Source organism: Streptococcus sp. 714 (genome assembly GCF_013277115.1).
Lineage (GTDB): Bacteria > Bacillota > Bacilli > Lactobacillales > Streptococcaceae > Streptococcus.
This window is the reverse complement of the sequence record NZ_VMMH01000003.1, coordinates 143,141-165,870: the sequence shown is the minus strand read 5'-3', so window position 1 is coordinate 165,870 and position 22,730 is coordinate 143,141. Positions and strand designations below refer to the sequence as shown.

21 protein-coding genes and 3 pseudogenes are annotated in these 22,730 nt (G+C 40.9%); 3 read left to right on the top strand and 21 right to left on the bottom strand.

Annotated features, from left to right (window positions below):
* Positions 1-59 precede the first annotated feature (59 nt).
* The 11 genes from ilvN to HT718_RS01215 form a co-directional block, all read right to left on the bottom strand.
* Positions 60-536 carry an acetolactate synthase small subunit gene (gene ilvN / locus HT718_RS01265; protein ID WP_001253805.1) on the bottom strand — a complete coding sequence of 159 codons (477 nt, stop codon included), beginning with the start codon at positions 534-536 and terminating at the stop codon, positions 60-62.
* Complete coding sequence (locus HT718_RS01260; protein WP_173266743.1) at positions 529-2,229, bottom strand: acetolactate synthase large subunit; 1,701 nt, start codon at positions 2,227-2,229, stop codon at positions 529-531. The genes ilvN and HT718_RS01260 overlap by 8 nt, the downstream gene beginning before the upstream one ends.
* Before the next feature lie 199 nt (positions 2,230-2,428).
* Positions 2,429-4,096, bottom strand: a complete 1,668-nt coding sequence (locus HT718_RS01255) for a DAK2 domain-containing protein (RefSeq protein ID WP_173266740.1) — start codon at positions 4,094-4,096, stop codon at positions 2,429-2,431.
* A gap of 2 nt (positions 4,097-4,098) precedes the next feature.
* On the bottom strand, positions 4,099-4,464 hold the full coding sequence (locus tag HT718_RS01250; protein WP_000216437.1) for an Asp23/Gls24 family envelope stress response protein: 366 nt from the start codon (positions 4,462-4,464) through the stop codon (positions 4,099-4,101).
* 155 nt (positions 4,465-4,619) lie between these two features.
* Positions 4,620-4,808 carry a 50S ribosomal protein L28 gene (rpmB, locus tag HT718_RS01245; protein ID WP_001140948.1) on the bottom strand — a complete coding sequence of 63 codons (189 nt, stop codon included), beginning with the start codon at positions 4,806-4,808 and terminating at the stop codon, positions 4,620-4,622.
* A gap of 106 nt (positions 4,809-4,914) precedes the next feature.
* Positions 4,915-5,589 carry a LiaF domain-containing protein gene (locus HT718_RS01240; RefSeq protein WP_173266738.1) on the bottom strand — a complete coding sequence of 225 codons (675 nt, stop codon included), beginning with the start codon at positions 5,587-5,589 and terminating at the stop codon, positions 4,915-4,917.
* Positions 5,590-5,593: 4 nt separating this feature from the next.
* On the bottom strand, positions 5,594-6,040 hold the full coding sequence (locus HT718_RS01235; RefSeq protein WP_173266736.1) for a LytTR family DNA-binding domain-containing protein: 447 nt from the start codon (positions 6,038-6,040) through the stop codon (positions 5,594-5,596).
* A gap of 113 nt (positions 6,041-6,153) precedes the next feature.
* Positions 6,154-6,657: a phosphatase PAP2 family protein gene (locus HT718_RS01230; protein WP_173266734.1), complete on the bottom strand. Its 504-nt coding sequence runs from the start codon at positions 6,655-6,657 to the stop codon at positions 6,154-6,156.
* Positions 6,658-6,820: 163 nt separating this feature from the next.
* Positions 6,821-8,581 (bottom strand): ABC transporter ATP-binding protein, encoded by a 1,761-nt coding sequence (locus tag HT718_RS01225; RefSeq protein ID WP_173266732.1) that lies wholly within the window; start codon positions 8,579-8,581, stop codon positions 6,821-6,823.
* Positions 8,571-10,340 carry an ABC transporter ATP-binding protein gene (locus HT718_RS01220; protein WP_173266730.1) on the bottom strand — a complete coding sequence of 590 codons (1,770 nt, stop codon included), beginning with the start codon at positions 10,338-10,340 and terminating at the stop codon, positions 8,571-8,573. Before HT718_RS01220 ends, HT718_RS01225 begins: the two co-directional genes overlap by 11 nt.
* Entirely contained in the window at positions 10,324-10,785 is a 462-nt protein-coding gene (locus HT718_RS01215; protein WP_173266727.1) for a MarR family winged helix-turn-helix transcriptional regulator, read from the bottom strand. Before HT718_RS01215 ends, HT718_RS01220 begins: the two co-directional genes overlap by 17 nt.
* Positions 10,786-10,999: 214 nt before the next feature.
* Between HT718_RS01215 and HT718_RS01210 the strand changes: the two are divergent.
* Positions 11,000-11,646: pseudogene (locus HT718_RS01210) on the top strand (DUF4190 domain-containing protein).
* A 50-nt stretch (positions 11,647-11,696) separates the two neighbouring features.
* Here the strand turns inward: HT718_RS01210 and HT718_RS01205 are convergent.
* From HT718_RS01205 to HT718_RS01165, 9 genes and pseudogenes are all read right to left on the bottom strand, one after another.
* A complete protein-coding gene (locus HT718_RS01205) occupies positions 11,697-12,413 on the bottom strand; it encodes a YebC/PmpR family DNA-binding transcriptional regulator (protein WP_000532894.1) in 717 nt (238 codons plus the stop codon).
* Between the two features lie 96 nt (positions 12,414-12,509).
* A complete protein-coding gene (locus HT718_RS01200) occupies positions 12,510-13,880 on the bottom strand; it encodes an MATE family efflux transporter (RefSeq protein ID WP_173266725.1) in 1,371 nt (456 codons plus the stop codon).
* A gap of 114 nt (positions 13,881-13,994) precedes the next feature.
* Positions 13,995-15,161 carry a recombinase RecA gene (gene recA / locus HT718_RS01195; RefSeq protein ID WP_173266723.1) on the bottom strand — a complete coding sequence of 389 codons (1,167 nt, stop codon included), beginning with the start codon at positions 15,159-15,161 and terminating at the stop codon, positions 13,995-13,997.
* Between the two features lie 54 nt (positions 15,162-15,215).
* Positions 15,216-16,472, bottom strand: a complete 1,257-nt coding sequence (locus tag HT718_RS01190; protein WP_173266721.1) for a competence/damage-inducible protein A — start codon at positions 16,470-16,472, stop codon at positions 15,216-15,218.
* Positions 16,473-16,559: 87 nt separating this feature from the next.
* Entirely contained in the window at positions 16,560-17,576 is a 1,017-nt protein-coding gene (locus HT718_RS01185) for an LCP family protein (protein WP_173266719.1), read from the bottom strand.
* 7 nt (positions 17,577-17,583) lie between these two features.
* On the bottom strand, positions 17,584-18,102 hold the full coding sequence (locus HT718_RS01180) for a GNAT family N-acetyltransferase (protein WP_173266716.1): 519 nt from the start codon (positions 18,100-18,102) through the stop codon (positions 17,584-17,586).
* A complete protein-coding gene (tsaE, locus tag HT718_RS01175; RefSeq protein WP_125451110.1) occupies positions 18,092-18,535 on the bottom strand; it encodes a tRNA (adenosine(37)-N6)-threonylcarbamoyltransferase complex ATPase subunit type 1 TsaE in 444 nt (147 codons plus the stop codon). Before tsaE ends, HT718_RS01180 begins: the two co-directional genes overlap by 11 nt.
* 198 nt (positions 18,536-18,733) lie before the next feature.
* A pseudogene (locus HT718_RS01170) lies at positions 18,734-19,355 on the bottom strand (hypothetical protein).
* A gap of 304 nt (positions 19,356-19,659) precedes the next feature.
* Positions 19,660-20,523, bottom strand: coding sequence for a helix-turn-helix transcriptional regulator (locus HT718_RS01165; protein WP_173266714.1), 864 nt, complete (start codon positions 20,521-20,523; stop codon positions 19,660-19,662).
* A 190-nt stretch (positions 20,524-20,713) separates the two neighbouring features.
* On the opposite strand from HT718_RS01165, the pseudogene HT718_RS09695 reads away from it, so the two are divergent.
* Positions 20,714-20,824, top strand: a pseudogene (locus HT718_RS09695) (PhrA family quorum-sensing system peptide); the annotation flags it as partial.
* A gap of 57 nt (positions 20,825-20,881) precedes the next feature.
* Complete coding sequence (gene cbpF, locus HT718_RS01160) at positions 20,882-21,904, top strand: choline-binding protein CbpF (RefSeq protein WP_173266712.1); 1,023 nt, start codon at positions 20,882-20,884, stop codon at positions 21,902-21,904.
* A gap of 340 nt (positions 21,905-22,244) precedes the next feature.
* Here the strand turns inward: cbpF and ndk are convergent, their stop codons facing one another.
* Positions 22,245-22,658, bottom strand: coding sequence for a nucleoside-diphosphate kinase (gene ndk, locus HT718_RS01155; RefSeq protein WP_173266710.1), 414 nt, complete (start codon positions 22,656-22,658; stop codon positions 22,245-22,247).
* Between the last annotated feature and the right edge of the window lie 72 nt (positions 22,659-22,730).

Below are 22,730 nucleotides of genomic sequence, written 5' to 3'. Positions count from 1 at the left end.
TCTCTCTTTTCTATTATTTATTGCCTTTTAGGCTGGTTTAACAAATTTAAGTTGGATTGTTAATCGCGGGTAAATCCAGTTGCACCCGTTCTAGCAATATTACGAATACCGTATGGTCGAATGACTCGCAACAGGGCTTCGCTCTTTTCTGCATTTCCTGTCATCTGAATGGTAATCGTGCTTGGCGCTACATCCACCACCGTTGCACGGAAAGGTTGAATAATCGCTAAAATCTCAGCTCGCTTCTCAGCTGGCGCTGACATCTTAACCAAAATCACCTCGCGCTCCAAATGAGGCTTGTCTGTAATATCTCGAATGCGAATCACATCAATCTGACGATTGAGTTGCTTGATGATTTGCTCCACTTCATCATGTGAAGCTACATCAATAATAATGGTGATGCGCGATACATTCGGATCTTCTGTTGCTCCAACAGAGATGCTTTCGATATTAACCTGACGACGAGACAGAACGCCAGTAAATCGGTTGAGGACTCCTGAACGATTTTGTAGTTTTGCTGTTAACATTCTACGCATGGAACTTCACCCCCAACATCTCATGATTACTCTTACCAGCTGGTACCATTGGTAGCACCTGTTCCTTACGAGAAATATCTACCTCAATTAGCATAGGAACATTCTCAGTAATGACTTCAAGGTCTTGAGCCAAGGTCTCAGGATTGTCAAACTTATAGTTTTTAATGCCATAAGCCTGTGCCATCAGTTGAAAATCGGGAAGGGTATCGAAGACTGACTCTGACGTTCTACCTTCATAGAAGGATTCCTGCCACTGGCGAACCATTCCAAGCGAGTGGTTATTCAGCATAACCACCTTGATTGGCACCTTGTAAATGTTCAAAATAGCCAATTCCTGGTTGGTCATTTGAAAACCACCATCTCCAACGAACAAGACCACTTCCTTATCTGGGTTAGCAATTTTAGCACCGATTGCTGCTGGAATTCCGAATCCCATGGTTCCCAAACCGCCTGAAGTCACTAACTGACGTTCATTTTGGTATGGATAATACTGGGCTGTCCACATTTGGTGTTGACCAACGTCTGTTACCACAATGGCATCTCCATTCGTCAGTTCACCAATTCGTTCAATAACGGCTTGCGGTTGGACCACACGCTCTTTCTTGTCATAAGAACGAACACGGTTCTTGTCTTTTGTGACTTTTTCAATCCATTTTTCAGTATTGTTATGAACTGTTGGTTCCGCCAACAACATTTGCAAGGCTTTCTTAGCATCTCCAACTACAGGAATATCTGCACTGATAATCTTGCCAATCTCGGCAGGGTCAATATCAATGTGGGCAACCTTAGCATTCTTAGCAAAAGTCTTTGGATTCCCCGTCAAGCGGTCATCAAAACGGCAACCAATACTAATCATAAAATCAGCTTCCGTCATGGCAATATTTGCTGCGAACGACCCGTGCATCCCTCCCATTCCAAGGAAGAGTGGGTGATTCGTCGCAATCGTTCCTTGACCCAAAAGGCTGGTTACCACTGGAATTTGATAGCGTTCTGCAAATTCATTTAATTCCGCCGCAGCCTCAGCATAACTAATCCCACCACCAGCTAGCAAGACTGGCTTTTTAGCCTTGGATAATTGCTTCAAGATTTTCTTGATTTGCATATCATTTGGCTCAAGAGTCGGCTGATAGCTTGGTAGGTTCACTTCTGGTGAATAGATGAAGTCTGTTTCCAAAGCAGATACGTCTTTAGGTAGGTCAATTACAACTGGCCCTGGTCGACCTGTAGTTGCAATATGGACAGCTTCCGTAATAATACGAGGAATATCAGCTGTCTCACGAACTTGATAATTGTACTTAGTGATTGGCATGGTAATTCCCACGATGTCTGCCTCCTGAAAAGCATCCTTCCCAATCCCTGCTCGCGCCACCTGACCTGTAAAGACCAAAAGGGGAACACTATCGCTCATGGCATCCGCAATCCCTGTAATGGCATTTGTTGCTCCTGGTCCGCTAGTGACGACGGCAACACCCAACTTTCCAGTTGATTTAGCATAACCTTCAGCTTCATGCAGACAGCCTTGCTCATGGCGTCCTAGAATGTGGCGAATGCCTTTAAAATTATATATCGCATCATAAAAAGGCAAGACCGCACCACCAGGATAACCAAAGATGGTATCAATTCCTAAATCACGAAGTGTTTCCAAAACTAGGTCTGACCCCGTCTTAGGAGATTCTAAACTGATTTTCTCCATTGTTCCCCTTTCTTTCCTCTTAAAAATAACTTGTTACTATCATACCATTTTTTCAAGATTTTTCAAGAGAAAAGAAGAAATTTTCTGAATTTTCTATTTTAACGTTTTTTTATGAATATTATTTTTGTTTTTATTTAAAAGATACCGATTCCATCATTCAAAGAGAAAAAAGAACTGATTTCTCAGTCCTTCATTAATCTTATTCCACACTAAATAGGTATGGGTAAACAGGTTGTTGGCCTTGGTGAATCTCGACTTCAACGTCTTCGAATTCTTCTGTGATTTCTTGAGCAATTTCATTGACAAGTTCTTCGCTTCCGTCTTCACCAACATAGAAGGTTACGATTTCACTATCTTCATCCAGCATATGTTTCAAGGTTTCTGTCAAGGTTTGGTGCATATCAGGGTTTGACACAAGAATTTTCCCATCCACCATACCAAGATTATCGTTTTCATGGATTTCTAAACCATCAATGGTTGTATCACGCACAGCTGTTGTGACGCTTCCGCTAACGACATCGCTAAGAGCAGCAGTCATACGCTCTTGGTTTTCTCCGATGGACTTGCTTGGATCAAAAGCAAGAAGACTTGTCAAACCTTGAGGAAGAGTACGAGCCTCCACCACTACTGCTGGTTGCTCCAAAACTTCTGCGGCCGATTGAGCTGCCATGAAGATGTTCTTGTTGTTTGGTAGGAAGATGATGTTACGAGCGTTGACCTGTTCAACAGCCTTGATAAAGTCTTCTGTTGAAGGGTTCATAGTTTGACCACCCTCGATAACATAATCCACACCTTGAGAACGGAAGATATCTGCTAGACCTTTACCAGCAACGACAGCAATCAAAGCATACTCTTTTTCTTCAGCTGGTTTGCTAACTTGAGCAGCTTCTTTCTCAACCTGTGCTTCGTGTTGGTTACGCATATTGTCAACTTTTACCTTGACCAAGCTACCATATTTGAGACCTTCTTGCATAACAAGTCCTGGATCTTCTGTATGGACATGGACTTTGACAATTTCATCATCATTGACAACGAGGAGAGAATCCCCGAGTTCATTCAAGTAGTTACGAAATTCGTCGTAGTCAAAATCTTTGGCATAGGTTGGACCTTGCTTAAGAGCTACCATAATTTCAGTACAGTAACCAAAGGTGATGTCCTCAGTCGCCACATGACCAGCTACAGACTTATGGTGCTCTGCATTGATCATTTCACTCATGTTGGCTGGAGTCGCTACAAAGTCCTCAGATGCGATATATTCACCAGTAAGGGCTGAAAGGAAACCTTCGTAGATGAAGACCAGTCCTTGACCACCTGAGTCCACAACGCCAACTTCTTTCAATACTGGAAGCATGTCTGGCGTTTTAGCTAGAGCTGTTTTAGCACCTTCCAAGGCTGCGCGCATGACTTCAACAGCGTCATCTGTTTGCTCAGCTTTTTTCTTAGCACCGATAGCAGCCCCACGAGAAACTGTCAAAATCGTTCCTTCAACTGGTTTCATCACTGCCTTGTAGGCAACTTCCACACCTGATTGGAAGGCAAGGGCCAAGTCTTGACCTGTTAACTCGTCTTTATCCTTGATAGCTTGTGAAAATCCACGGAAAAGCTGAGACGTAATAACACCTGAGTTCCCACGCGCACCCATCAAAAGCCCTTTAGCAAGAATGCTCGCTACCTCGCCAACTGTAGAAGCTGGCTTGTCTGCAACTTCTTTAGCTCCATTTTCAATGGTCATTCCCATGTTTGTTCCAGTGTCTCCATCTGGAACTGGAAAGACGTTTAATGAATTGACATATTCAGCTTGCTTATTCAAGCGAGTTGATGCAGCCTGCACCATTTCTTGAAATAAGCTAGTAGTAATTTTTGACACGGTTATTCTCCTACAACTTTGATATTTTGAATGTAGACATTTACAGTCTGAGCAGTAATTCCAAGCTGGTTTTCCAAGCTAAAACGAACACGCTCTTGAATGTTTTTTGACACTTCGCTAATCTTTGTTCCGTAGCTCAACACGGTATATACATCAACTGCAATACTGCCATCTTCGGCCGCCTTTACGACGACACCTTTGGAATAATTTTCCTTCCCTAGAAGGGCTTGGAAATTATCTTTGAGGGCATTTTTACTAGCCATACCGACCACACCAAAAATCTCAGTTGCTGCTCCACCTACGACGGTTGCAATCACTTCATCTGTTAGTTCGATTTGACCATCTTTTGTATTAATTTTTACAGTCATCCTTTTTACCTCAACTAGTTGATACTCTATTTTATCATATTTCAGTCCAAGTGTAAAAGCAGAATACTGTATCAGCGGATATTTACTCCGTTTTTCAAATGATTTTATACCCACAACAAAAGAAAAAAGACCCTAAGGTCTCCTTACTTTTATTATTAAACGCGTTCAACTTTACCTGATTTCAAAGCACGAGCTGAAGCCCAAACTTTTTTAGGTTTACCATCGATAAGAACAGTAACTTTTTGAAGGTTTGGTTTTACGGCACGTTTTGTTTGGTTCATCGCGTGTGAACGGTTGTTTCCTGATACAGTCTTACGACCTGTAAAGTAACATACTTTAGCCATTTGTGTTTTCCTCCTATTAGATCTAATATAGCGGATGTGCTAGCACCACATACCGTACTATGTTATCACACTTTCTTCATTTTTGCAAGGGAATTGGAAGATTTTTTTACTTAACGTAGACAATTCCCAACTTCCCAAAGGCCACATCCCCACGGATAATCAAAGTTTTACTGGTTGGAGCTAGAGAAGTATCTGCCTTGGCTACACCACAGAAAGTTTCCACCTTCAAATCCACTCGCCAATGTTGGGGAACATAGATAACTGCATTGCCAAAACCAACTTCTACTTTCAGGGTTGCAGTATCTCCTAAAATCTCTGCATTGTCGTAATATATCTTAGCATTGCCAAAACCAACTTCTACTTGGTCATCTACCAATTCTTGGTTTTGCTTGTAGAAAGTCCCCGTTCCAAAAGCGACTTCCTTGTCTGTAAGAATGGTCTTTTCACCATCATACCACCATTTTTTCCCATTCCAAGTTCTGTTAGAATGAGTAAGTGCGTTGACACCCAGTACGATTAAAATACTAGCCCAGAATAGTGACTGATTTGGAATCGGTAAAATATCATAAAAGTGGTTAGCAATCATTAAGGCTACTAGAGCTGTAAAAGAGGCTGAAGTTAAGTGGCGACGCAACAAAGCTCCGACTGATTGGTAGGCAAAAAAAGCAATACCAATCAAGGGCCAAATTTGCCCCCCCAGAGAAGGTATTCCAAAATTCCCCTGCAATAATACTAAAGCCGCCAAAACAAGCAATACAATACCAAATGCTTTCTTTTTCATCTTATTACCTCATGTTTCTTAGATTTTCTTTTAGGAGGGATTGATAATGTCGTGAGACATGAACCTCCTTGTGGGTCTGATAAAAGGAAATGGTCCCCGTTCCTGAAAAGGACTTATCCACCGAATAGATTTGCCGAATATTAGCGATAGTTGACTTGGATACTCGACTAAAATAGCGAGGAAGGATAGACTCTAACTCATAGAGTTTGAGCCGAACTTCATAGGCATCTTTATGGGTATGGGCATAAATCTTGCTACCTTCCGTCTCAAAGAAGAGAATTTCCGACAAATCCAGATAATATTCACCCGTCCCCTTGTAAAAAATCAACCGAGGAGACTTGGACTCTTGCAAGAGGCGCTGTAAATCCGCAATCTCATCTGTCAAAGCCGCTGCCTTGATGACAATTTCAGTTTCATCTAAATTGCTGTCAATTTCGATTCGTAACTTCATTCCATCTCCTTTCTGACTCTACTATATCAAAGCTAAAATAAGAAAACAAGAGCAAAAAAGCAAGTGGTTACTTTAGGTACGTAAGTGGTTCTAGGAGCAGCTTAACTTACAAGTCAAAATAGAAAGAAAATCATCCCCCACACAAGACCACAAATATAACCAACCACTACGTCCTTGGGGTAGTGTACACCCCCTAGGACTCTCACTAGACCGAGAAAAGCTGAAAAGACCAACAAGATAACCCCTAGAGATAAACTAGCATGAAAGCTAGCCATGGAGATGATGGTTGCTGAAAAGACATGACGACTGGGCATAGACTGACCAGGACTATCTCTGTCAAGCAAGGGTTTAATAGTCCATTCCTCATAAGGCCTAGGAGCATTGATTTTCTTACGAAGAAGGGATAAAATCATAAAACCTGTAGCAGGTACAAACACATAGATTAAGACCTGTTTCCCTAAGCCTTCTTGGAAATAGGTAGTGGCTAACAAAGTTAGATAAACTATCGGCATGACTACTGTCATGAAGCGGTTGAAAGCTCTTAACAAGCTCAGATACAAAGGCTTATTTTTAATGTTAGTAGCAATATGGTCATACCACTCTTGATAATTTTTCATATATTTTCTCATCACTTACTTAAATTTTATACTCATTGAAAATCAAGGAGCAAACTAGGAAGCTGACGCGGTTTGAAGAGATTTTCGAAGAGTATTACTTGCAGGGAAGCACTTGTCTTCTAGTATAGTGCAGAAAAAGAAGGCCGTCAAGCCTTCTTTCGATTTATTCTTCTGCTTCATCTTCTGTAAACTGACTGTTGTAGAGGTCAGCGTAGAAGCCTGCTTGCACCATTAGCTCCTCATGATTTCCTTGCTCGATGATATTGCCATCTTTCATAACAAGAATCAGGTCAGCATTTCGGATGGTTGACAAGCGGTGGGCGATGACAAAGGAGGTTCTACCTTCCATCAAACGGTCCATGGCTTTCTGGATCAATTCCTCCGTCCGTGTATCAACAGAAGAGGTCGCCTCATCCAAAATCAAGAGTGGCGCATCTTTCAGCAAAGCACGAGCGATGGTCAAGAGTTGTTTTTGCCCAACAGATAAGGTTACCGTGTCGTCCAAGACGGTATCGTAACCATCTGGTAGGGTCATGATAAAATGTTGAATCCCTACAGCCTTGCTAGCTTCAATCACGCGCTCATCACTAATACCCTCTTGGTTATAGATAAGATTGTCGCGAATGGTTCCTTCAAAGAGCCAAGTATCCTGCAAGACCATTGAAAAGGCATCGTGTACTTCCGAACGCTTCATCTCCTTGGTATCCACACCATCGATGCGGATACTTCCCTTATCAAGCTCATAGAACTTCATCAAAAGATTGATAATGGTTGTCTTACCAGCTCCGGTCGGTCCGACAATGGCAACCTTTTGACCTGCATGAGCAGTCGCAGAAAAGTCATGAATAATAGTTCGCTCTGGTGTGTAACCAAAAGAAACTCGATCAAAGACAACTTGCCCTTTCATGTCGCTCAATTGTCTTTCTTTATGGGATTCGTCTTCCATTTCCTCTTCACCTAAGAATTCGAAGACGCGTCCCATGGCTGCGCTAGCCTGCTGCAAACTAGTAATCCCTTGGGCAATTTGTGAAAGAGGCTGAGAAAAGATACGAACGTAGGCCATAAAGGCAACGATAATCCCAATACTAATCTGCCCATTCAAGGCCAAGGCTGCACCGACGATAATCACTAAGGCATAGCTAAAGTTCCCAATAAACATCATGATCGGCATCATAATCCCTGAAATAAACTGAGATTTCCAGATGCTATCATACAGACGATGGTTTAATGTCGCAAATTCTTCTTTGGTGCTCTCAATAGCATTGTAACTGGTCACCACATTATGGCCAGAGTACATTTCCTCCACATAGCCATTTACAGCTGCCAAATCCTGTTGCTGACTCTTAAAGAAGCCCTGCGATTTGCCCATAAAGACGGACACGAAGGCAAAACCGATAAGAGTTGAAACAACCGTCACCAAGGCCAAAATCCAGTTCATTCCAAACATGGTTACCAAGACTGCCACGACCAGTAAAGTTGATGAAAGAACTGTTCCCAGACTTTGATTGAGGGACTGGGCTGCAGTGTCAACGTCATTGGTCACACGAGATAAGGTATCTCCTTGAGAATGTCCATCAAAATACCCCAATGGAAGGCGATTAATTTTCTCTGCAATCGCTCTTCTCAAACGCTCTGAAAAACGTTGAATGGCTGTTGTAAACAGAAAGGCCTGCAAATAATTTGATAGGAGTCCAATCACATAGATGACGGCCAAAAAACTACCAATGGCTGCAACCGCAGCGACATCCACACTTGTTTCTAGCCCACTGGCAATGATATTGGTCATTTCCTTGATACGAGTCGGCCCATATACAGTAATGATATTGGATAAGATTGTTGCTAGAAAGGCGATCAGAAGGGCAAACTGGAGACCTGCAAGGTAGGGTTTACTCTGTTTCCATAGAGATAGTTTTTTATTTTCCATGTTCCAATTCCTCCTTCGATAATTGTGAATAGGCAATTTCTTGGTAAACTTCGTTGGTAGCTAGAAGTTCCTTGTGGGTGCCTTGTCCCACGACTTTTCCTTGATCCAAGACCAAAATCAAATCTGCGTCCATAATCGTTGAAATACGCTGTGCGACAATGAGCTTGGTCATAGACTTGGTTTTCTCTGCTAGCTCTTGGCGTAGGACTCGATCTGTCTTGTAGTCCAAGGCTGAGAAGGAGTCATCAAAGATGAGGATTTCTGGCTTCCGAGCCAAGGCACGCGCAATGGCCAGACGCTGTCTTTGTCCACCTGAGAAGTTGGTTCCTCCTTGGGCTACTTCTGACTCTAAGCCCGCTTCCTTGTCTTCGATAAAGTTCTTAGACTGAGCCAAGTCTAAGGCTTGCCACATAGCTTGTTCACTAAGCGGTGTTTCTTGACTCTGTCCAAAGTCTAGATTGCCCTTGACATCACCTGAAAAGAGTACAGCTTTTTGTGGAATATAGCCGACCTTGTTGCGCAAATCTTCCAAGGCATAATCTTGAACATTAACTCCATCCACTAGGATTTCTCCTGCTGATACGTCATAAAAACGTGGAATCAGATTGACTAGAGTTGATTTACCAGAACCCGTTGACCCTATAAAGGCAACTGTTTGGCCAGCTTCTGCTCTAAAGCTAACATGCTCAATAACCGCCTCCGAATTTGCCGCATAGCGGAAGGTCACATCCTTAAACTCGACCTGACCTTTGAGATTTTCATCAGCCAGCTGCACTTGAGCAGGATTTTGGATAGAAGAATGCAAATCTAGAACCTGATTAATCCGCTTGGCAGAGACCATAGTTCGGGGAAGAACGATGAAGAGTGCTCCCATGAGAAGGAAGCCCATGACAACCTGCATGGCATAAGACATGAAAACAACCATGTCACTAAAGAGAGGCAGACGCGCTGTCGGAGCAGCATCGTTAATCACATAGGCCCCTATCCAGTAAATCGCCACACTCAAACCACTTGAAATCCCCATCATAATGGGATTCAAAATGGCCATGAGACGGTTGACAAACAAATTCAAGCGTGTCAATTCATCATTTGCTGCTGCAAATTTTTCATCTTGGTACTTTTCGGCATTGTAGGCACGAACGACACGAATACCTGTTAAACTTTCACGAGTGATACTGTTCAGTTTATCAGTCAAACTTTGAATCAAGGACTGTTTTGGAAAGGCTAGCGTCATCAAAACTGTTGTCATCAAAACGTTGACAATCACTGCCACAAGTACAGCCCAGAGCCAGTATTCTGAATGACCTAAGATTTTCCCTATAGCCCAGATAGCCATAATTGGACCACGCGTAACCACTTGCAAGCCCATGGTGATCAGCATCTGAACTTGAGTAATATCATTAGTGGTACGAGTTAAGAGACTGGGAATAGAGAATTTCTTAATCTCTGTCTGCGAGTAATCCAAAACTAGGTTAAAAATGTCGCTTCTTAGCCTACTAGTATAGGAAGCGGCCACTCTGGATGCAAAAAATCCAACTGCGACTGCGGACAAGAAGGCAAAAAAAGACATTCCGACCATCATACCTGCTGGTTGCCATAACTCATCCAAGTTGGTTCCTTGACTTCCCAGCAAATCCGTAATTTTCGAGATATAGGTCGGAACTTCCAACTCTAGATAGACAGAAAAGCAGGTAAAGAGAATGGCTAGAAAAATCATCCCCCATTCTTTTCTACTAATTCGTTTAGCTAATTTCTTCATTATCTCCTCCTATTCTCTTGATATTTTCCTGTAGTTGATTGAGGACTTTCTCAAAAATCAGTAATTCATCTTCATCAATATCTGCCATCAACTGGTTGTCAATGCGTTCAAAGAAGGCTTTGACCTGCTTCATTTGAGAACGCGATTTGTCCGTCAGACGAACAAACTTAGCCCGCTTATCGACAGGACTCGCCTCCAATTCCACCAAACCATTTTGCACCATGCGTTTGACCAGGTTACTCGCCACAGACTTGGTAATATTGAGTTCCTGCTCGATATCTTTAATCAAGACCAAGTCTTGATTTTCCTCACGGCTATCCAAAAAACGTACAACCTGACCTTGAGGTCCACCCATAAATTCAATGCCACAACGTTTGGCCTCCTTTTGCACCATCAGATGAATCTGGTGACCAAAACGCTTAAAGACCAACATCGGTTTATCCATACTAACTCCTTTCTAATCATTATATTTAGTTCTCCTAGGAACTAAATAGGTTTCCATGAGAACTATTTTACCACTTTGAAAAGAGATGTCAAGGAAAAAGTTTCCTAGAGAACTATTTTAGTTTGAATTGACATTAGGCAAGATTTTTTATATAATAAGCACTCACTACTGTGGATAGAAATCCATTCACTCAATGAAGGGAGAAAACTTTCAAATGAAACCAGAAGAACAAAGAGTTTTAGGAATCTTAGCAACCATTTTTGGAGCCATCGCACTTTTAGGATCCTGGATCCCGTTTATTAACTATCCATCGTTGTTCATCGCCATCGTCGCATTTATCTTGGGGATTATCGGTCTTATCGTCAACCTCAAAAAGCGGAAAACAATGGCTATTATCGGGACATCCCTGGCAATTGCCTCTGTTGTACTTTTCTTTACGACTCAGGTACTATACGCTGATGTCTACAAAGAGTATGCCAGGGAGTTTAACCGTTCCTACCTAGATACGAGTGCCTCAATGGAACGCAAAGAAGAAAGCGGCTCGACAGACGATACCTCCACCTGGACCCAAGAACAGTTCGACGCCTTAATCGAAGGTGACCTTGACAACAAAGGAAAAGGTGGTACCAACTACGAAGATATTATCAACAAACACGGACAGCCAGATTCCGAGTTTGACTTCACTATTGGGGGTTACAATACGAAAAAAATCACCTATATCTCTATTGGAGACAAGATTAAGACTGTTACCTTAACTTTTGCAAAACAGGACGATGGACAGCTCTTGCTCGTCCAAAAACATCAGTCGGTCTAGGTCTAGAAAAAAGCAAGCAACAAAACGATTCTAAAACCAGATTCTAAGTTCAAATATTAAAAAAAACGAACAGCTAGTAAAACTGTTCGTTTTTCTATTAGAATCCATCTACGTTCGTATAAATCTTTTGTACGTCTTCGTCGTCTTCAAGAACGCTGTAAAGTTTTTCAAAGGTTTCAAGGTCTTCGCCTGACAATTCCACTTCTGACTGAGGAATCATTTCTAATTCAGTCACTTGGAATTCTTCAATACCTGATTCACGAAGGGCAACGATAGCCTTGTGAAGGTCTGTTGGAGCTGTGTAAACAGTGATTGTTCCTTCTTCTGCTTCTACATCGTCCACATCCACATCTGCTTCCAGCAATTGCTCAAAGACCGCGTCCGCATCTTCACCAGCAAATACGATAACACCCTTGTTGTCAAAGAGGTAAGAAACTGAACCTGAAGCACCCATGTTTCCACCATTTTTACCAAAAGCTGCACGGACATTGGCTGCTGTACGGTTAACGTTAGAAGTCAAGGTATCAACAATCAACATAGAACCATTTGGTCCAAAACCTTCGTAACGTCCTTCTGTAAAGGTTTCGTCTGTGTTTCCTTTTGCTTTATCAATCGCTTTATCGATAACGTGTTTTGGCACTTGGGCTTGTTTAGCACGATCGATAACGAATTTCAAAGCAGTGTTTGATTCTGGGTCTGGATCACCTTTTTTAGCTGCTACATAGATTTCTACACCAAATTTTGCATATACTTTAGAGTTAGCTCCATCTTTAGCCGTTTTCTTGGCTACGATATTGGCCCATTTACGTCCCATTAGGAATCTCCTTTTTTCACATTTTAATCTTTCTTATTATAACACAAGTTTTTTCGATTTTCACTAGAGGAAATAGATTTTATTTAGCAAATACAGCTAGGATGATACTTTGGCTGCCAAGATGGCCTTGCCTTCTTTTATCAAAGGATGACGGAATAGTGAGAAGTACAGTTGGATGGTCATGGCAACCCAGATAAGAGGTTCGCAGAGGATAACACCCTTATAGCCTGCCCAAGGAATAATCAAGACCACAAAAGCAATTTTCCCTATTAATTCAATAAAGCTGGAAACCAGAGGAAGGATCTTTTGCCCCAAGCCCTGCAAGCAATTGCGATAAATCAACAAAAGACTCAAAATAGGATAAAAGGCTGAGCTGATTTGCAGGTAGAGACTACCGTTTTCTACCAGGTATCCATCCGTTGAACTGGCCAAGAAGGAAACCAAGGTAGGACTAGCAAAAAAGAGGAAGACACAAACAAAAACTGCCCAGGACATGCTTAGACGACTGCCGATTCGAAGACCTTGAACAATGCGGTCTGGTCGCTTGGCACCAAGATTCTGCGAAGCAAAGGTCGTCATCGAGGCAGAAATAGCGGTCATAGGAAGAAGGGCGAAGGCCATAATGCGTCGAGCCGATGTTTGAGCACTAATAATCACTGCACCAAAGGTATTAACAGAAGACTGTAAAATCACACTGCCGATAGACACAATGGAACTCATCAAGCCCATAGCCAAACCTTGCTCCAAGAGATCTGCGTATAAGGCCTTGTTCCATTTAAAATGCTTGAGACTAGGAAGAAGTTCTGGAACACTCTTACGAATATAGTAAAAGCAGAGAACCGCTGATAAACCTTGCGAAATAATGGTGGCAAGGCCCGCAGATTGAACTCCCAGATGCAATTGCGTGATGAAATAGAGATCCAGAACCACATTGACCAAGGCAGAGAAAATCAGAAAGCCAAGGGCTGCTAGACTGTCCCCAATAGACCGCAACAAACCTGCAAAGAGGTTATAGGCAAAGCTGACACCAACACAAGTCACAATCATAGAAATATATTGATAGGACTGGGGAAGGATTTCTGCAGGTGTATCCAGATATTGCAAGAGAGGATACAAACCAAGAAAGCCCAGTAACATCACTACAACACTCAAAAGAGCACCTAAAATCCAGGTGGCTGCTACCGCTTCCTTGATTTTTGTAAAATTCCGAGCCCCATAATAGCGGGCAATGACAATCCCCATACCATTTCCGACACCAAGCGTAAAGCCTATAATCAAGTCAAAAATGGCAGTTGTCGCCCCTACTGCAGCCAAGGAATCTTGACCAAGAAATCGTCCAACAATCAAGACATCAGCAGTATTATAGAGCTGTTGAAAAATATTTGATAGCAAGATTGGGAAGGCGAAGCTTAAGAGCGAGGGAAGAATCGGACCATGTATCAGGTCCACTGTTCGTTTTTTATTCATAAGGCTATTATATCAGCTTTCTAGAGGAGCGACAAGAAACAGCAAACTATAGATAATCTGAAAACTTGAACAACGAACCGAAAAAGCAGCGGATTTCTCCACTACTTTCACAGCTTATTCTTCAATTTCGATTTCAAGCTCATCGCCTAGGTCAAGAGTTACTTCTTCATTCACAGAAGCTGCTTGAAGGGCTTCATCTTTTTTAGTTTCAACACCCTCTACAGAAGCTTCTTCTCCATCAATCAAACCAAATTGAACACGGACTTGATGGTCAATTTCATCAAAGATTTCTGGGTGATCTGCCAAGTATTTCTTAGCATTTTCAGAACCTTGCCCGATTTTCTCATCCTTGTAAGAATACCAAGCTCCTGCTTTTTTGATGATATCCAAATCGCTTGCAATCTTCAAAAGCTCACCGGTCTTAGAAATCCCTTCTCCGTACATGATTTCAACGAAGGCTTCCTTAAATGGCGGAGCCACCTTGTTTTTCACGACCTTAATCTTAGTTTCCTTACCGACATTGGTGTCTTTCTGGTCACCAGTTCCCTTGATTTGCGTGCTTCCACGAACATCCAAACGCACTGATGCATAGAATTTCAGAGCACGTCCACCAGGGGTTGTTTCTGGATTTCCAAACATGACCCCAACTTTTTCACGCAATTGGTTGATAAAGATAGCAATTGTTTTGGTTTTATTGATAGAAGCACCAAGTTTACGCATAGCCTGGCTCATCATACGAGCCTGCAAACCAACGTGGCTATCTCCGATATCTCCATCAATTTCCGCACGAGGGACAAGGGCCGCAACTGAGTCGACTACGACAAGGTCAACTGCACCTGAGTCAATCAATTTCCCTGCAATCTCAAGACCTTGCTCTCCTGAATCTGGTTGAGACAAGAGCAATTCGTCAATGTTGACCCCAAGAGCCGCAGCATAAGCTGGATCGAGGGCATGTTCCGCATCGATAAAGGCTGCAATCCCACCTTCTTTTTGCGCTTGTGCAACTGCATGAAGGGCAACCGTTGTCTTACCAGATGACTCCGGCCCATAGATTTCGATGATACGTCCCTTAGGATAACCACCTGAACCAAGGGCAATGTCAAGCGCCAAGGAGCCTGAGCTCATCACTTGCACCTTTTGCTCCGCACGTTCACCCAAACGCATGATTGAACCTTTACCAAAGTCTTTCTCAATCAATTTGAGAGCGTCATTCAAGGCCTTTTCACGTTCTGCCCCAAATTTTTTTGAAATTTCTTCTAATTTTTTTGGTTTTTTCGCCATTCTATTCTCCTACATTCTAATGGTCCTCAGACCTATCTACTATTATATCAAAAGTTAGTCACTTAATAAAGCCTTGCGAACTAGGTTAAAGGCATGCATAACCGCAATATGACGTACATCTGCTCGACTTCTGCCTCCAATATTCACCTTGATGACCTCAGTTCCATTCTCTTGAGCCAAGCCTATAAAGACTGTCCCAGCTGGGTACCCTTCTAGGCTATCTGGTCCTGCCACTCCAGTCAAACTAATTCCAAAATCAGACTGGGTCTTGATTCGTGCCTGCTCAGCCATCTTCTGTGCTGTAAATTCAGACACTACACCCTGTTCTTCCAAATCTTTGACAGGAATATCCAACATCTTTGATTTTTCCTCCAAGCTATAGGTTACAAAACCACCCTTAAATATACTTGAAACTCCAGAAAAGTCCGCCACGGTTGCTTGGAAAAGACCCGCCGTCAAACTCTCTGCAGCCGTGATGGTTTTCCCTTGTTTTTTCAGTTCTTCTACCACAATGCTGGCCAAACTAGTTTCTTCCCCATAACCATAGCAAAGTTCTCGTAAAGAAAGGCCTTCAAAGGTCTGATAATCCAAGATTTGGTTTTCTAAGATATCCAGCGCTTGATTCGCCTCTTCTTGACTGCTAACCTTTGTTGACAAGCGCAGTGTTACCTCTCCTGTCTTGGCATAGGGTGCCAAGGTCGGATCGGTTTGATTATCAATTAAATCAGCCAAAATGGTCACCAACTGACTTTCGCCAATTCCAAAAAAACGAAGAACTCGGGAATACAACTTACTCCCTGTCATCAACTTAGGTAGAAGTTGGTTTAAGACCATGGGTTTCAATTCACTTGGTGGACCTGGAAGGACGACGTAAGTCACTCCTTCGGCCTCTAACATCCCCCCCACAGCCAGTCCTGTTTCGTTGGGCATCGGAGTCGCTCCTTCTACAAGTTGAGCTTGTCTTTCGTTATTCGATGTTCGGGCATAGTCTGGTCTCTGAGCAAAAAAGACATCCAACTTCTCCTGCGCCTGAGGGTCAAAGACTAATTCTTTCCCTAAAAATTTAGCCAGAGTTTGTTTGGTCAAATCGTCCTCAGTTGGCCCTAAACCACCTGTCAAAATCACCAGACTGCTACGTTGACTGGCAATCTCAAGCAGGGATAAGAGACGGGCTTCATTGTCTCCTACAGCCGTCTGAAAATATACATCTACCCCAATCTCTGCTAATTTCTCCGATAAAAACTGGGCATTAGTGTTGACAATCTGTCCTGTCAAAATCTCTGTTCCAACAGCAATGATTTCTGCTTTCATGTTTCCTCCTACCTATCTATTCGTATTTTTTTTGAAAAAATCGCAGGAAATTTCCCACGATTGATTTTTTTATTTATAGTAAGAAAGTTAATTGTCTTCGTCACCAACAGGTGTTCGTCCAAATAAATCTTCAAATAAGACAACATTTGTTTCAAGCTGAGTAACTTCTTCTTGTCCCAAAGAACGTCTCAAAAGATTCTGCATTTCCAACATGTGATTTCTCGTAACAATTTGATAAGAAACGCCTTGTAGCATCTCCCCTTCACCCTTCAACTGTTGTGTTTCAATGGTTTTAAATGAATCTTTGTAGCCCAACAAACTTGGAATACTTTTTGCAGATAAATCGATATTAGTCTGCATATTAGTACTTAGGGCTTTTAAGATAGACTGATAGTGACTGACACTATTTAAACTAAGAACTTTTTCAACAACTTTTTGAATGACTTCACGCTGACGTTTTTGACGACCATAGTCTCCTTCTGGGTCTTGATAACGCATGCGTGAATAAACAAGCGCTTCTTCTCCATTTATTGTCTGTTCTCCAACACCGATAGAAATGGTGTTAAATTCTTCTTGGTCACTGATAGAGATTGGGAAACCTAGTGTATTATTAACCGTAATACCTCCAACTGCATCGACCAATTGTTGCAATCCTTGCATATTGACCATAATATAGCGATCAATATGGAGGTTCATCATCTTTTGAATTGTTTCTATCGCAAGTTCTGCTCCACCACCAGCATAAGCTGCATTAAGTTTCGCTTCTTCAATACTACCATCTTTATGTTGAATTTTAGTCAGGATATCACGTTCCAAACTTATCATCGTCGTTTTCTTTGTGTGAGGATTGACAGTCAGCAAAATCATACTGTCACTATTTCCAGCCCATTGGTCTGTACGCTCTACGTTCCCAGTATCAACCCCCATCAACAGAATGGTCAAAGGCTCTGTTGCTTCAATAACCTTGGTTTCTTCTCCTATTTTTTTATAGGTTTTTGCCAAAGTCTCTGTACCTTGCTGATAAATAGTATAAGCAAAAACACCGACACCCAAAACTGTCACAGCTAGAAAAGCTAGCACCATTCCAATAGTTTTTTTAACCATATTTCTACTAATCTATCAGTTTACCCATCAAGTAAACATCGATAAATTTCCTTTCTTCTATATATGCCCCACGCTCTTGGCGACCTTCAATTACAAAGCCATGCTTTTGATAAAGATGAACTGCAGCTTGATTACGAGTTTGGACAGTCAGTTGGAGACGACGCAGAATACCACTTGCTTGTGCCCACTCTATGACTTCTTCAAGCAACAAATTTCCCAGTCCATTATTCCAATATTTCTTACCAATCACAATAAAAAGATCTCCAATATGACGGACTCTCTTACGCTGGTCAGCTGTAATATTTACAATACCAGCAATTTTATCATTTAAGAATGCAAGTAAGGTTATCTGATTGTCCCAACTAGCTTGCTTGTTGAGGAATACTTCCATCTCCTCACTGGTCAAGAGAATACCATCTCCGTCTAAGCTGGTAAAATCTGTCTCCAAACTTACACAATTTAAAAAGGCCACTAATTCAGCCGCATCATTAGGCTCTGCTTCCCTAATGAGCAATTCATACTCCATGTTGAAGCTCCTCTAAGAGTTTTTCTGCACGCAAACCCTTTGCTTGGAAATTTAACCTACGACCGTCTTTCTCTTTCAGAATTTCCAACTCTAAATAAGTATCTGGCAAGGCATCTCCTAAGAGAGTCCCCCACTCGATGACAGTCACGCCGCCACCAAAGAGAAACTCATCCAAGTCAATAGAATCAGCGTCGCCCTCGATACGATAAACATCTAGGTGGTAAAGTGGAAGACGACCTTCATACTCTCTCACGATAGTATAGGTTGGACTCTTAATCATCTGGGAAATCTGTAATCCCTTAGCAAGGCCTTTTGTAAAGGTCGTTTTGCCTGCTCCAAGTTCACCAGTTAAGATTAAAACATCATTCTTTTCTAATAGATGACCCAAACGCTCCCCTAAGGCTTGCAACTCTTCTTCATTTTTTGTGTACATATTCTTATTATACCAAAAACTTTTCTTTTGTGTCTATTTTCCTGCTAAACTTATGCTCAATGAAAATAAAAGAGCAAACTAGGAAGCTAGCCGCAGGCTGCTCAAAACACTGTTTTGAGGTTGCAGATAGAGCTGACGTAGTTTGAAGAGATTTTCGAAGAGTATTACCATCATAACATCCATAAAAATAGGATTTCTCTAAAAGAAAATGAGCGTAGCAATGACCAATACAAGATCTCGGAAAACATGACCATAAAAGGAAACTTCCTTTTTAACAGAATTTGGGACAAGATAGGCTGCAAAAAACAAACCCAGTCCAATATAAATCAGAAGTGAGACAATGGTCATTGGATTTCTTAAAAAGAGAAGTGTTGCTAAAATAGTCACCAACACCGTCTTTTTTCTATCTAGCATAGCAAGCAAATCGCGCATGTATTTTTTCAAGGGTAAAAAAAATCAGCAAATCTAGTCCAAATAGGAAAAAGAAGGATGGCAATAAAAAGTCAACTAATTCTTGCTGCAGCGTATTTTTGATGAACAAGTTATCTGACAAGACAAGAACAGCCCCTAACAAATTAATTAAGAGTAACATACTGTAAAAAAGCTTCACTGACTTCTTACTGGCTAGGACACTATGGACTTCTTGCTTACGGGTATAAAGATAATTTACTCCAGCACAGATTCCTGAAACGAAGACCATACTTCCGATGAAAAAAGCTGTACTTTGTTTAAAGGACAAGATGCATTCTTTCCATAGGAAACAGCTATTCAAACTGATTTGAATTAAAACTAACAAAAATAAGATTCTCATTGATTTCATCTTTTCTCTCCCTTCCTACCAATCATTATACTAGGAGAAAAGAGGGAACTGTTTCCAATTTTCTCAAATGTCTCTTTAAGACGCTAAACAAACACCAGAGACTAATACTCAATGAAAATCAAAGAGCAAACTAGGAAGCTAGCCACAGGTTGCTCGAAATACTGTTTTGAGGTTGCAAATAGAGCTGACGTGGTTTGAAGAGATTTTCGAAGAATATAAATTTGAAATAAGACTGATAATATTAATTTCACTATCAGCTTACAGGTTATTTAACGTTTCAGAAAAACTATAATGTCAAGATTAACTAAACAGTATCTAATTCCTTCAAATAGTTTTCTATCTTCATCAACATTAAAGGATTGTTATAAATCTTACATAACTCTCTTGCTTCTATATAATAATTTTTGACTTGTTCTTTGTCTAGAAATTTGGCTCCAGCATTTCCTACAAGAATAAGTAGAGGAGCCAGTTGGTAGCTTGTCTGTCTTTGTTTACAGAGTTCAATCGTCTCAAGAGCTTCTTGGATGGCTTCGTTATATTTTTCCTTTGACACTAGGTAGTGAGCGTAGTTGTAACGAACTCTGATGTAGCCAAATAAAAACTCTTGATGCTCAAAATTTTTTGTCTGATATAACTCCATTAAATGAGAGTAGTTTGCCTCATATTCTTGTTCACGACCCACTAAGGAATAGAAATTAGATAGAGTATTCAATGCCTTTAAATAAATCAGAGTATTTGAAGAGACTTTTAATAATATATTTTCCAATGAAGAAATTGCTTCACACTTACTGTCATATTGATAGAAGTCAATAATAGCTTTAATCCATTCAAGGTAAGTTCGGTCTTCTAGTGTTAGAAAAGTACTTCGTTCAATCTCTATTCTATAAATATATTCCAAATTGTCATAATTTCTGTCATCTAATAGTCGAGCAGATAATTGCTTGAAATTAGAGAGGTTCGATTTAATTTCAATTTGTTCATTGAAAAAGTAATCCAAAGGGACTTCGAGTCGTCGTGAGAGTTTGAATAACAAGTCTGCGGAGGGAATAAAATGACCTCTTTCAATTTTACTAATCTGACTTTGTTCACAAATTCCTTCTGCAAGAGTTTGTTGGGAGAGTCTCAACTCTTTTCTTTTTAATCTGAATTTCTCTGCGAGTGTATTCATTAAAGATAATAAACCTTCCTATTTGCTTAATTTCATTATAAAATTTTTAGTTCAAAATAGCAAGTTAAAGGAATAAAAAATTCTTAATGATGATGATAAGAAGAAAAAAGTCAAAAAGAATATAAAAATTTGACTGATTTTCATATGTGTGTTAGAATTAAGCAGAAAGAAAGGAGGTTCACAATATAAGATGAGGAGAAATCGTGGAATTAAAAAAATAGTTATATTTGTATTACTAAGTGTTCTTGCATTTGGTAATACAATTCCCTATCAACAGTTTGTTCAGAAGAATAGACAAATGGTAAGGTTTATAACTTCTCCTCATCTGGTGTGTTAATTTTATTGGAGGTATATATAGATGAAAATTTTGAAAAAAACTATGCAAGTTGGACTGACAGTATTTTTCTTTGGTTTGCTAGCAACAAGTGCAGTATTTGCAGATGATTCTGAAGGATGGCATTTTGTACAAGAAAACGGAAGAACCTACTACAAGAAGGGGGAACTCAAAGAAACCTACTGGCGAGTGATTGATGGTAAGTACTATTATTTTGATTCTTTATCTGGAGAGATGGTTGTCGGCTGGCAATATATACCTGCTCCACACGAAGGGGTTACGATTGGTTCTTCTCTAAGGCAAGATATTGCTTTTAGACCAGATTGGTTTTACTTTGGTCAAGATGGGGTACTACAAGAATTTGTTGGTAAGCAAGTTTTAGAAGCAAAAACTGCTACAAATACCAACAAACATCATGGGGAACAATATGATAGTCCAGCAGAGAAACGAGTCTATTATTTTAAAGATCAACGTAGTTATCACACCTTAAAAACTGGTTGGGTTTATGATGAGGGGCACTGGTATTATTTACTGAAGGATGGTGGCTTCGATGCTCGTATCGACAGTTTAACGGTTGGGGAGCTAGCACGTGGTTGGATCAAGGATTATCCTCTAACCTATGATGAAGAGAAGCTTAAAGCGGCTCCATGGTACTACCTAGATCCAGCAACTGGCATTATGCAAACAGGTTGGCAATATCTAGGTAATAAGTGGTACTACCTCCGTTCCTCAGGAGCAATGGCCACTGGCTGGTATCAAGATGGTTCAACGTGGTATTATCTAGATGCTCAAAATGGTGATATGAAGACAGGTTGGGCTAATGTTGGTAATAAATGGTACTATCTTCGTTCATCAGGTGCAATGTCCACAGGTTGGGTGAAAGATGGTTCAATATGGTACTATCTAAATGCAAGTAATGGAGATATGAAAACAGGCTGGTTCCAAGTCAATGGTAAATGGTACTATGCGTATGGTTCAGGTGCTCTAGCTGTTAATACCACAGTAGATGGTTACTACGTAAACTATAATGGTGAGTGGGTTAAGTAACGAATGCTAATCGTAACTGTAGTTGATACTTAACTTAGTAAAAAGGGCTTTTTTCTACCATTTGTCAACTCTATCAATTTTTAAGAATTAAAGCTCTTTGTTAACTGTAGTGGGTTGAAGAAAAGCTAAGAACGAGAAAGGACGAAGTCAGTCCTTTCTTTTTATGTGACTATTAGTCCGTCTCGCACCTAACGGAGCGAGACGGACTAATAGTCATTTAATCAAAAAAAGCATAATATCAAAGACTAAATAGTTTGATATTATGCATCATGTCTTAAACTAATTGACTATACTTTCTATTCAAATGAGCTTTTAACCAATTGATTGAGCCAATCCACTCTTAAAACCAAAGAGCAATTTCTCGCTTAGCTGACTCTTCTGAATCCGAACCATGTACAACATTTTGGATAACCTGATTTTCACCAGCCGCTTTTGCAAAATCACCTCGAATAGTTCCTGGTAAAGCTTCTTCTGGACGAGTTGCACCCATCATGGTTCGCCAAGTTTCGATTACTTTAGGACCAGAAATGATACCCACAAGAACCGGTCCTGAAGTCATGAATTCACAAATCGGTGGGTAAAAACTCTGACCAACCAAGTCCTGATAGTGCTGGTCAATCAACTCTTCTGAAACCTGTGAACGCAACTCCAATTTTTCGATTGTAAAGCCACGCTGTTCGATGCGTTTCAACACTTCACCTACTAATCCTCTTTTTACACCATCTGGTTTAATGATAAAGAATGTTTGTTCCATACCCGTCTCCTTTGTCAGCTTCTTTCTTTTATTTTACCACATTTCATGGAAAAATGGAGAAAGTTTTCAGAA